Origin of the sequence: Pseudolysinimonas sp., assembly GCF_051954455.1 — a bacterium.
In the GTDB taxonomy this organism is placed as follows: Bacteria; Actinomycetota; Actinomycetes; order Actinomycetales; family Microbacteriaceae; genus Pseudolysinimonas.
The window spans coordinates 1-11,459 of sequence record NZ_JBQCHS010000035.1; the positions used below are offsets into that span (position 1 = coordinate 1).

The following is an 11,459-nucleotide window of genomic DNA, read 5'->3' on the forward strand; positions in this document are numbered from 1 at the left end:
CGGGCGGGGGGGGGCCCCGGACCGCGGGCCCGCCCCCCCCCCGCGGGCCGGTAGGACAACGGGCGGGGGGCCCCCCGGGGGGTTACCCAGGGGACGCGCACCCTGTGGGGGGTTTGGGGTTGGAACACCACCCGCGCCGACGGCCGGCGGACTACTGCAGGTCGGACTGCTTGTAGTAGCCGCTGTCGACCAGGATCTTCTGGTAGTTCTCCTTGGTGACGACGACCGGCTGGAAGAGGTAGCTCGGCACGACCTTCACCTTGTTGTCGTAGCTCTTGGTGTCGTTCACCTGGGGCTTCTTGCCGGTGAGGAGGTCGTTCGCCATCTCGGCGGCCTTGTTGGCGAGCTTGCGCGTGTCCTTGTAGATCGTCGAGTACTGCGTGCCCGCGATGATCTGCTTGACGCTCGCGACCTCGGCGTCCTGACCGGTGATGATCGGGATCTGCTTGCCGCCCGATCCGTAGCCCGCGCCCTCGAGCGCGCTCAGGATGCCGTCCGACAGTCCGTCGTAGGGCGACAGCACGCCCTGCACGTCGGCGCCGTTGGAGTACGACTTGGCGATGAGGTCCTGCATGCGGGCCTTGGCCGTGGCCGGGTCCCACCGCAGGATGGCGACCTGGTTGAAGTTGGTCTGGCCGCTCTTGACGACGAGGGTGCCGTCGGCGAGGTACGGCTTCAGGGTGTCCATCGCGCCGTTGTAGAAGAAGGTCGCGTTGTTGTCGTCGGGGCTGCCGGCGAAGACCTCGATGTTGAACGGGCCCTTCTTGCCGGTCGGCTTGCCGTCGGCGTCGAGGACGCCGAGACCGGTCAGCAGCGAGTTCGCCTGGTAGACGCCGACCTTGTAGTTGTCGAAGGAGACGTAGTAGTCGACGTTTTTGTCGCCGGTGAGGAGGCGGTCGTAGGAGATGACCTTGATGCCGGCCTTGGCCGCTGCGTCGAGCTGGTCGGTCAGGGAGCCGCCGTCGATCGAGGCGATGATGAGCACCTTGGCGCCCTTGGTGATCATCGTGTTGATCTGCTGGACCTGGGTCGGGATGTCGTTGTTCGCGTACTCGAGGTCGACCTTGTAGCCGTTCTTCTCGAGGTCGGACTTGACCGCGTTGCCGTCGGCGATCCACCGGGTCGAGACCTTGGTGGGCATCGCGACGCCGACGAGGGCGCCCTTGTTGTCGGTGCTGCCCGATCCGCTGGTGGCGCCGCGGCCGCCGGAGCAGGCCGCGAGGCCGATGGCCAGGCCGAGGGCGACGGCGCCCAGGGCGATCTTCCGGAGCTTCACTGTGTGGTTCCCTTCGAGAGGTGTGACGACCCGGACGCCGGTGTGCGTGCGGGTCGGACCGGGTCGTCGATCGGACGCGGGCGGCGGAGCGGGACGGATCGCGTCGATCGGCCGCCCGCTTCCCTGCGGTGGCGCCCGATCATCTCGACCCCTTCGTCGTCGCTCGTCGGCTCGCGGTCCCGATTTCTGTGACCGGTCCCAGAACGGGTCAGACGCTATGCCCCCACGCGACGGCGCGTCAAGCGGCGCGCCGATCCGACGGCCCGATCAGACGACGGGAGGCGGTGCGGTGCTGCGGCGGACGACCAGCTCGGGCATCTCGAGAGCGCTCGGCCAGGGAGCGGGTCCGCCCTCGATGTCGGCGAGCAGGACGTCGATGGCGTGCCGGCCGAGCACCCGGAAGTCCTGCCGCACGGTCGTCAGCGGCGGCGTGAAGTGCTTGGCCTCCGGGATGTCGTCGAAGCCGACGACACTGAGGTCCTCGGGGACCTGGAGCCCCAGCTCCGTCGCGGCGTGGACGACGCCGAGCGCCATCTGGTCGTTCGAGGCGAAGACCGCGGTGAACTCGCCTCGACGCGTCAGGAGCCGCCGACCGATGTCGTAGCCGAAGTCGACGGTCCAGTCGCCGAGCACCGGCGCCTCGGTCGGCATGTCGTGCGCCGACATCTCGGCCAGGAAGCCGCGCATGCGCTCCTCCGCCTCGTTCCAGTCCTGCGGCCCCGCGAGGTGCAGGATCCGGCTGTGCCCGAGCTCGATGAGGTGGCGCGTGGCGGCGCGCGCGCCGGCGAGCTGGTCGAAGCCGACCACGCGCCCGCCGGGGCCGTCGCGCCACTGCAGGCTCATGAAGGGCACGCGGATCGCGACCCGGCGGAGCGCCTCGAGCGTCCGCTGCTGCGGGGCGATGACGACGATCCCGTCGACGCCCTGCGCGACGAACGCATCGAGTGCGGCGGCGATGTGGGTCTCGTCGGTGTCGGCCAGCGTGGCGGAGTTGATCGTGTAGCCGCGCTCGCGCGCCGCCTCGTCGATCGCGCCCGACGCGCTGAACGGCCCGTACATGGAGCGCGACGAGACGAGGAGGCCGATCGACTTGGAGCGCGCGGTCGCGAGAGCGCGCGCGGCGCTGTTCGGGCGCCAGGCGAGCTCCTCGATGACCCGCCGCACGTGCTCCTCGGTCGAGGGCTTGATGTAGGGCTCGCCGTTGATGACCCGCGACACGGTCTGCCGCGAGACACCGGCGAGACGGGCGACGTCGCGGATCGACAGCGGGCGGTCGCCCGCCGCGCCGTTGCCCTCCGCCATGCCCGCTCCGTATCCCGGCGGCGCGATGCCCGCGGCGCTCGTGATCCGGAATCCTATTGCCGCTTCATGTCGCCGCGGCTCGGAGCCTCGTATGCCGACGCGCGCATGCACGCCGAGGCGGGCGGGATCAGACTCCGGTCGCGTTGAACGCCAGTCCGAGGAGGTAGGTCACGAGAGCCGCGCCGAAGCCGATCAGCAGCTGCCGGACGGCGCGCTTGAGCGGCGAGGCGCCCGACAGGATGCCGACGACGGCGCCCGTCGCGAGGAGCGCGACACCCACCGCCGCCGCCGCGATGACGACCGCGACGAGGTTCCGCGCACCGAAGAGGTAGGGCAGCACCGGGATGAGCGCCCCGGAGGCGAAGAACAGGAAGCTGGAGATCGCGGCGCGCCACGGCGATCCGACGGCCTCGTGCTCGTCGACGCCGGCCGCGCCCGGATCGTCGCTGTCCAGGTGCAGCGTCGCGAGCACCTGCGCGGCGTGCGCGGTCGCCTCGCCCTCGTCCATGCCGCGCGCACGATACACGAGCGCGAGCTCGTTGGCATCGACGTCGAGGTGCGGCAGGGCGGCCTGCGACGCGGGATCGGGACGGGAGGCGTCGAGCAGCTCGCGCTGCGAGCGCACCGACACGTACTCCCCCGCGCCCATCGAGAGCGCCCCGGCGAGCAGCCCGGCGAGACCCGTGAAGAGGACCGTCGCGGCGGGGACACCGGTCGCGCCGATGCCGAGCACGAGCGCGAGGTTCGAGACGAGCCCGTCGTTGGCCCCGAATACGGCGGCCCGGAACGTGCCGGCGAGCTGGGTGCGGCCGCGCGACGCGAGGCCGCGGAGGACCTCGCCGTGGATCCGCTCGTCGGCGGCCATCCGCTCCGTCGCGTCGGCGTCGGTGCCGTACGGCGAGCGGCCCTCGGCGCGCTGGGCGAGCGCCAGGACGAAGAGGGAGCCGAAGTGCCGTGCGAGGAAGATGAGCGCGCGGGTGCGCAGGTCGGCGCGCCGCGGGGAGCCGATGTCGTCGCCGAGCAGCGCCCGCCAGTGCGCCTCGTGACGCCCCTCGGCCTCGGCGAGGCCCGCCAGAACGGCGCGCTCCTCGCCCCTGCTGCGGGTGGCGAGCTCGCGGTAGAGCTGCGCCTCGGCGCGCTCGTCGGCGAGGTACTGCCGCCAGCGGCGCGTCCGACGCGGGTCGGTCGCCGTCATCAGGCCTCCGCCCGGCGCAGCTCCCAGCCGCCCGTCCAGCTCGCACCGGGATCGATCCACTCCAGACCGGTGCCCGAGTTGAGCGCGTCCGGCGGGGCCGTCATCGGCTCGACGGCGATCGCGTCGATGTCGCCGGACGCATCGTGGAACTCGTGCGTCGTGTAGACCTGCACCCAGTCCCACGTGAGGTCCTGTCGCAGGATGGTGCGCGATCCGTCCGGGGCCACGAGGGTCGCGCTTGTGCCGCGGCCGTCGACGACGTCGGTGAACGCGATGCCGCCGAACGCGGTGTCGAGCTCGAGACCGGCGACGCGCGGGCCCTCGCGGAGGTCGGCCGGGGTGCCGTCGACGGGCGCGAGCCCCGTCGGGTTCAGCCGGTCGTCGACCGTCACGTAGCGCGCGGCCGGAACGATCAGCGCGAGCTCGGCGATCGGGGCGTCCCCGACGCGGAGGAACGGGTGGGCGCCGGTCGCGTAGGGCGCCGGGTCGGCGGCGTGGTTGGTCACGCCGTGGGCGACCTCGATCCCGTCGTCGAGGAGGGCGTAGCGCACCCATGTCTCGAGGAGGAACGGCCACCCGTGTTGCGGGTAGACCGTGGCCGCGAGGGTGACTGCGTCGTCGGCGCGGTCCCGGACGACGTAGTCGGTGAAGCGCAGCAGACCGTGGAGGGCGTTGCCGCGCTCCGGCTCGGTCACGTCGAGCTGCTGCACGCTCTCGCGCCAGGTCCAGCGCGCGTCGGCGACCCGGTTCGGCCACGGAGCCAGGACGATGCCGTTGCTCGAGGCCGGCTCGCGATCGTCGGGCGTCGGCTGGGTCAGGTGCGCGCCGTTCACGGTGAGCGAGCGCAGGGTCGCCGCCACCGTCCCGATGCGCGCCTCGACCGCGCCGCGACGCAGGGCCAGGGGTTCTCCGATGGGCTGGATCACCACTGAATCCTAGGCGCGGTCACCTTCGGGAACGGCTGCTACGGTCGTGCGCATGCGCCGGTCCGTGCTTCCCGCAGCCGTCGTCGCCGCGACGCTCGCGCTCACCATCGCCGCCTGCACCCCCGCGGGCGCGAAGCCCACCGCCTCCCCCTCGCCGAGCCGCAGCGCGAGCGCCAGGCCCTCCTCCACCCCGACCCCGACGGCGTCGCCGCTGCCCTCCGACGTGATCTTCCAGATCTCCGCGACCGCCACCGCCCCGGACGGCACGGCGGTCGCCCTCACCGAGACCGTCCACGCCCCCGTCGCCGCCACCGACCATCAGAAGGGCGACGAGAGCCAGCTGGACGGCGAGTGCGACGGATGGCGGCAGGCGTTCCCGAGCACGCAGTTCGTCGTCGCCGACGTGACGGCGACCCTGCCGTCCGGGGCGAACTGGACGGACGCCGACGGCCAGATCGCGGTCGACATGGCCGGCTACCCGGTGTGGCAGGGCGACCAGAAGCCGTTCCAGGAGCTCTGCGCGACCGCCATCGTGGGCATCCCGGGCACCGCCCGCGCCGTCTCCCCGGTCGCCGCCGGCAAGCCCGACTCGACCGGCGGCTGGGGCGTGTACCGCTACGGGTTCTCCACCGCCGCGGCCACCGGCGGCGACGCCACCACCTCGACGCTCGCCTTCAGCCGCTGCCGGATCCAGCTGGGCGCGGCGGCGAAGCCCAGCATCTTCGCGAGCACGTGGCCCGACACCCCCGAGACCGACAACGGGACGGCCTGCCGGTTCGGCGGGCAGGACTAGACGCCGCCGCGCGTCACCCCCCGTCGCGCCAGAACAGGAGCGACTGCGGCAGGCTGGTCGCGAAGTAATCCGTCTCCCCCGAATCCCGCACCGGGGGCGGCGGCGGCACGATCGGGCGGGCCTCCCCGAGCGAGGCGGGCGGATCGGCGAGCGGCAGTCCGAGCGCGGCCCGGGCCGCGTCCCATGCGGCGAGCGCCTGCCCCTCCCCGCCCTCCCAGGGCTGGAAGACCCGCGATTCGAGCCACTCGAGCGCCTCGGCCGGACGGCCGAGGCGGGTGAGCAGCTGCGCGTGGCGCACGCTGAGGTCGTCGCGGGCGCGCACCTGCTCGTCGTGGGCCTCGAGGCGCGCCAGGCGCTCCGCGTCGGCGTGGCCGAGGCGCTCGGCGAGCTGATCGATCTCGGAGAGCAGGCGGGCATCGCGCGGGGCGAGTTCGGCGGCGCGCCGGTAGAGCGCCCAGGCCCGAGCATCGTCGCGCTCGACGTTGTAGGCCGCGAGACCGGCGTTGCGGAACAGCACCGGATCCTCCAGCCCGAGGTCGACCGCGGCGCGCCACAGCTCGATCGCCTCGGCGCGGCGGTCCGCGTCGTAGAGCAGCATGCCGAGGAGCAGCGCGGCGACCGCGTCATCCGGATCCGCCTCGCGCGCCGCGCGGAGCGCCTGTTGCGCCTCGAGACCGGACGGGAAGCACCAGCGGCGGTCCGCGTCGCGGGCGGCGGCCCGTGCCGCGGCGGCCTCGTCGGCCAGACCGACCCGGTCGAGCGCGGCGGCCTGCACGTACCGGGCGATCGGAGCCGCGTTGCCGGCGGGGCTCGCGGGGAGGAGCGCGGCGCGGCCCGCGAGCTCGGCGGCCGCCTCGTCCTCCCCGTCCGCCGCGAACTCGTTCGCGAGGTCGAGCACGAGGCCCGCGTCGGCCGGGAGCGGCCCCGCGGCCAGATGCCGGAGGGTGATGTCGCCCGGCGCGGCGGCGAGCGCGCGCTCGAGCCGCGCCGCGGCATCCGCCTCGCGGCCCGCGCGCCGGAGGAGCAGCACGGCGAGAGCGTCCGCGCGGGGATCGGCGGCGACCATCGCGTCGACGGCGGCCAGCTGGGCGAGGGCTCCGGCGCCGTCCCCGCCGCGGGCGAGGATGCGGGCGCGCTCGAGCGCCGCCGGGCCCATCCAGGCGCGGTCCCAGCCTGCCTTGGCGAGGGTCCGCAGCGCCTCCTCGTCCTCTCCGGCCGCGGCGAGCGCGACCCCCAGCACGTACACGCTCTCGGCGTCGCGCGGGTTCTCGTTGCGCACGGTCTGGCGCCGCATCGCCGCGCGGGCGTGCTCGATCGCGGCCTCGACGTCGCCCGCCCGGAGCAGCCGCTCGGCGAGCACGAGGTGGGTGCGCGAGTCGCCCGGATCCCGGCGGAGCGCCTCGTCCCAGTAGGGCAGCGGCGACCGGGTCGGATGACGGTACTGCGCGAGGTGGAGACCGGTGAGGTACAACTCCTCGACGGTCTCGATCCGGTCCGGCGCGGGCGGCTCGGTCGCCACCCACGGCTCGCCCTCGGCGGCGGACGCCGGCTCCCACGCCACCAGCACGGCGTTGCCCTCGGCGAGCTCGACCCGCACGGCCTGCGGGTCGGTGCCGCGAGGCAGCGGGAGCTCCGCGCGGGAGGGGTCCCCGGGCTCGAGCAGCAGGTCCTGCCCGGCGAGCTCCGCCCCGGTGGTGTCGCGGGCCACCAGACGGCCGGCGAGCGCGCGGGTCGCGGCGACCGCGACGCGGAGCGCCCCGTCGGCGGCCTCCAGGTGCAGAGCCGCATCCACGCCCGCGGCGTGCGCCGGTCCGATGCCCGGGATCGGGTACCAGACCTGCGAGAACCGCCGGACCTCGCCCGGCAGGAGCCACGAGAAGTCGGGCTGGTTGTCGGTGTAGACGCCGGCCATGAGTTCCACGTAGGGGCCGTCGTCGTCGGTGAGGTGGCGGTCCCAGGCGTGGCCGAACGGGGCGTCGCCCCAGGTCCACTGCTTCTTGCCGGGCGAGATGCCGCGGTCGGCGACGTGCACCACGCCGGCCTGCGCGGCGTGGTCGTACCCGCCGAAGAACGACTCCTGGGAGTCGACGATCATGTACGAGGTCGGCACCGGGATGTTGCGGTAAAAGTCGATGCGGTCGGCGCCGGGATGCTCGGCCGCCCGCGCCGGGTAGTCGACGCCGTAGTACGGCCGGTCGGCCGCCGGGAACGCGGTGATCGCGCGGCGCGCGTGGTCGGCGACGTAGCGGACGTCGGCGGGGAAGAACGACTGGTAGTCGTCGTGCACGCGCACCGCCGCGTTCGCCCACCAGAGGAACGTCTGCCGCTCGCTCGTGCGGTTGTGCAGCCGCACGACGACCTCGACGACCGCGCGGTCCGGGTGCAGCCGCACCCCGTGCGTGGCCTGCATCCGGGCGAACGGGTCGTGGTCGCTGCACCAGACGGTCACCGAGCCGTCCGCGTGCTCCTCGATCTCCGCCTGCACCGGGAGGAACGTGCCGGGCCGGTGGTGCTGCGGCCAGTTGAACTCGACGCCGCCGCTGATCCACGGGCCGGTCAGGCCGACGAGGGCGGGCTTGATCACCCGGTTGCGGTAGAGGAAGTCGTAGCCGGTCGTCTTGTCGAGGCCGATGTGGATGCGGCCGCCGATCTCGGGGAGGACCGTGAGCCGCAGCCAGCGGTTCTCGAGGTGCACGGCGTCCCACTCCCGGTCGACGGCCGTGCGCGCGACGCCCTCGATGAACGGCAGCGGGTAGACGCGGCCGCTCGAGCCCTGGTAGACGCGACGGTCGAGGTACATGGGGAACCGGGCCGGCTCGTCGGGCTCGTAGGTGGGCACGACGACGGGCTGGCGCCAGGCGACGGCGCGACCCGCGTCGAGGGCCGGACGCAGCTCCTCGGGCACCGGCACCGCGAACGGATCGGTGCGGGTGGGCACGGTGTCGGTCACGGGCGCGCCTCCTGCGCATCGGTCGGCTCGAGGACGAGGACGTCGGCGTCGGGCGCCCAGGCGAACGGCACCACGACGCCGTCGCGTCGCGCGGTCGCGGCGGTCACCCGCTGCCCGGTGCCGGCGACCACGTACTCGACGCCGTCGCGCAGCCCGGTCGGGAAGACCCGCGGCCACTCGCGGTCACGGGTGCGGTCCCGGTCGCGGTCGAACACGAACAGCACCGTGCGCGGGTCGTCCTCGGGCCCCGCGTACTCGACGGTGTAGAGATCGCCGGCGGGGTCGCCGTGCCGTCGCACGTCGCCGTGCAGGACGACCCGGCGGAGGTCGCGGTAGACCCGCACGCGCTCGGCGGCCTCGGCGCGCTCGGCCCCGCTCCAGGCGAGCAGATCGGAGCCGATCCCGAGCACGCCGCACATCGCGACGGCGAAGCGGTAGCCGAGCGACGTCACGCGGCGGTCGCGGTGACCGAGGTCGTCGGAGACCCACGAGCTCATGACCCACGACGGGTAGGCCCGGAGGAATCCGTCCTGGATGACGAGCCGATCGGGGGCGCCGACCTGGTCGCTCGTCCAGACGACGTCGGAGAGCGCGAGCACGACGTCGTCGATCCGGGCGCCGCCGCTCGCGCACGCCTCGAGCACGACGTCGGGGAACTCCGCCCGCAGCATCCGCAGGATCCGGTAATAGCCGCGCGCGTGCTGCACCGGCCACTCGGCGCCGTGCGGGTCGCCGGGGCGGCCGCCGTCGGTGACGGGACGGTTCATGTCCCACTTGAGGTAGCCGATGGGCGCGGAGCGGAGCACCCGGCGCAGCATGTCCTCGATGAAGGCCACGACCTCCTCGCGTCCGAGGTCGAGCACGAACTGGTGGCGGATGGTGATCGGCTCCCGCGCCGGATCCCGGTAGATCCAGTCCGGGTGCGCGCGGTAGAGGTCGCTGTCGGGGTTGACGCACTCGGGCTCGACCCAGAGGCCGAACCGCATGCCGAGGCCCTCGACGTGCTCCGCGAGCTCGCGGACCCCGCGCGGGAACTTCGCCGGGTCCTCCTCCCAGTCGCCGAGCCCGGCGCGATCGTCGACCCGGCCGCGGAACCAGCCGTCGTCGAGCACGAACACCTCGACCCCCAGCTCCGCGGCGATCGACGCCAGCGCGCGCTGGTGGTCGATGCGCACGTCGAAGGTGGTCGCCATCCAGGAGTTGTAGACGATGGGACGCCGGGCCGGGTCGAGGTCGCGCGCGAGCTCCGCGCGCTGGAAGTCGTGCCACGCCCGCGTGACCCCGTCGGGGCCGTCGGCGCTGAAGACCCCGAGGCTGTCGGGGGTCTCGAAGACGGATCCCGGCTCCAGGAGCACGGTCGCGGTGTCCTCGTCGACGCCGCAGGAGACGCGCGCGTGCTGGCCGATCGCACGCGCCTCGACCTGCATCCGCCACGAGCCGCTCCAGGCGAGGGCGACGCCGTAGGCCGCGTCGCCCGGGCGGGCGGCGGAGTCCGGATCGGCGAGCGCGGTCACCGTGACGACCGGCGAGAACGACATGCTCGTGACGCCCTGTCGGCTCCCGATCGAGAAGGTGCCCCAGTCGAGGTCGACGGAGCGGGGCTGGAACTCACGGCCCCACGACCCGGCGAGGTAGTCGACGTGCACCCGGCGTCCGAGCGGCAGGTTCCACCCGGCCGAGAACGCGCGCGCCAGGGTGACGGACGCGGCGCCCCGGTTCGCGATCCGCATCCGGCGGCGGATCACGTCGTGCCGCGACGACGCGACGTAGTCGAGCTCCAGCCGGAGCTCGCCGGTCTCGTCGTCGAACGGGAGCGTCAGCGTGCGCCGGTCGCCCTCGTCCGCCGACCGCGCCGCGGCCGCGTCGAGCGTCCACCGGGCGCCGAGCCGCCCGTCGCCGCGGTCGATGCGCAGCTCGCTGAACTCGATGTGGCGCTGCCCGGCGCTCGCGTACTCCAGCGGCGCGGTGTCGGCGGCCGTCGTGTACCCGGCGATGCGGTCCGGCTCGGCCCACGGCTCCGTGGGCCCCGGCTCGCCCCAGTGGTCGAGCACGACCCCGACGCCCGGGGCGTCGCTGATCGCGTACTCGGTCGTGCGCGTGCGCAGGCTCCAGCGCATCCTCTCCCCCATCGTGCGGCTCACTTGCTCGAGCCGAGGGTGAGCCCCGACACGAACTGCTTCTGGAAGACGAAGAACACGATGGCGGTCGGGATCGCGGCGACGACCGCGCCCGCGGCGACGACGTTCCACTGGCTGACGAAGCCGCCCTGGATGTTGAGCAGCTCCGCCGTGATCGGGAACTTGGTCTCGGTGCGCAGCACGGTGAGCGCCCAGATGAGGTCGTTCCAGATCCAGGTGGTGGCGAGTGCGCCGAGCGCCGCGAGCGACGGCCGGCAGAGCGGCAGCACGAGCTGCAGGTAGACCCGCAGCTCGCCCGCGCCGTCGACGCGGGCGGCCTCGAAGATCTCCGCCGGGATGGAGCGCATGAAGCCGTGCAGCACGAAGGTGTAGAAGCCGAGCCCGAAGGCGACCTGCACGAGGATGAGCGCGAACAGGGTGTCGGCGATGCCGAGGCTCTCGCAGATGCGCGCCACCGGGATCAGCAGGATCTGCGGCGGCAGCAGGTTGCCGGCGAGCATGACGAGCAGGATCGCGCGGCTGCCGGGGATGCTGTGCCGGCTGAGCGCGAACGCGGCCCACGACGCGAGCAGCAGCGAGAAGAAGACGGTGAAGACCGTCACCACGACGCTGTTGCCGAGGGCGCCCCCGGCGAGCGCGCCGGTGAACACGGTCGTGAAGCCCTCGAACCCGAACGAGTGCGGCCACGATCCGAGGCCGTTCGCGGTGATGTCCGAGAACGACCGGAACGCGACGAGCACCACGAAGACCATGGGCGCGATCCAGATGAGCGACACCGGCGTCATGATCACGTGGAACAGCCAGGAGCCGCGCCGGCGGCGGCGCGCGGGCGGCGGCGCGGCGGCGGTCGCGCCCGGGGCGAGGGGCAGGGTGGTCATG

The 11,459-nt window shown here is 73.6% G+C and carries 8 protein-coding genes; 1 reads left to right on the plus strand and 7 read right to left on the minus strand.

Going from position 1 to position 11,459, the window contains the following annotated elements; genetic code table 11:
* Positions 1-151 precede the first annotated feature (151 nt).
* The 4 genes from chvE to ACTHM3_RS15135 all read right to left on the minus strand — a co-directional run bounded on the left by chvE (position 152) and on the right by ACTHM3_RS15135 (position 4,699).
* Positions 152-1,276 carry a multiple monosaccharide ABC transporter substrate-binding protein gene (gene chvE / locus ACTHM3_RS15120; protein WP_440407206.1) on the minus strand — a complete coding sequence of 375 codons (1,125 nt, stop codon included), beginning with the start codon at positions 1,274-1,276 and terminating at the stop codon, positions 152-154.
* Positions 1,277-1,543: 267 nt separating this feature from the next.
* Positions 1,544-2,578, minus strand: a complete 1,035-nt coding sequence (locus tag ACTHM3_RS15125; RefSeq protein WP_440407208.1) for a LacI family DNA-binding transcriptional regulator — start codon at positions 2,576-2,578, stop codon at positions 1,544-1,546.
* 127 nt (positions 2,579-2,705) lie between these two features.
* Entirely contained in the window at positions 2,706-3,773 is a 1,068-nt protein-coding gene (locus tag ACTHM3_RS15130; protein ID WP_440407209.1) for a VIT1/CCC1 transporter family protein, read from the minus strand.
* The gene (locus ACTHM3_RS15135) at positions 3,773-4,699 is read right to left on the minus strand and encodes an aldose 1-epimerase family protein (RefSeq protein WP_440407210.1); all 927 of its coding nucleotides are present in this window, start codon (positions 4,697-4,699) and stop codon (positions 3,773-3,775) included. The genes ACTHM3_RS15130 and ACTHM3_RS15135 overlap by 1 nt, the downstream gene beginning before the upstream one ends.
* Before the next feature lie 52 nt (positions 4,700-4,751).
* On the opposite strand from ACTHM3_RS15135, the gene ACTHM3_RS15140 reads away from it, so the two are divergent.
* Positions 4,752-5,492, plus strand: coding sequence for a hypothetical protein (locus tag ACTHM3_RS15140; RefSeq protein WP_440407211.1), 741 nt, complete (start codon positions 4,752-4,754; stop codon positions 5,490-5,492).
* A 13-nt stretch (positions 5,493-5,505) separates the two neighbouring features.
* On the opposite strand, the gene ACTHM3_RS15145 is transcribed toward ACTHM3_RS15140, so the two are convergent.
* From ACTHM3_RS15145 to ACTHM3_RS15155, 3 genes are read right to left on the minus strand one after another with little or no spacing between them, the layout of a single operon-like run.
* On the minus strand, positions 5,506-8,442 hold the full coding sequence (locus ACTHM3_RS15145) for a DUF5107 domain-containing protein (protein WP_440407213.1): 2,937 nt from the start codon (positions 8,440-8,442) through the stop codon (positions 5,506-5,508).
* Positions 8,439-10,583 carry an alpha-galactosidase gene (locus ACTHM3_RS15150; protein ID WP_440407215.1) on the minus strand — a complete coding sequence of 715 codons (2,145 nt, stop codon included), beginning with the start codon at positions 10,581-10,583 and terminating at the stop codon, positions 8,439-8,441. Before ACTHM3_RS15150 ends, ACTHM3_RS15145 begins: the two co-directional genes overlap by 4 nt.
* Positions 10,580-11,458 (minus strand): carbohydrate ABC transporter permease, encoded by an 879-nt coding sequence (locus ACTHM3_RS15155; RefSeq protein ID WP_440407217.1) that lies wholly within the window; start codon positions 11,456-11,458, stop codon positions 10,580-10,582. Before ACTHM3_RS15155 ends, ACTHM3_RS15150 begins: the two co-directional genes overlap by 4 nt.
* Between the last annotated feature and the right edge of the window lies 1 nt (position 11,459).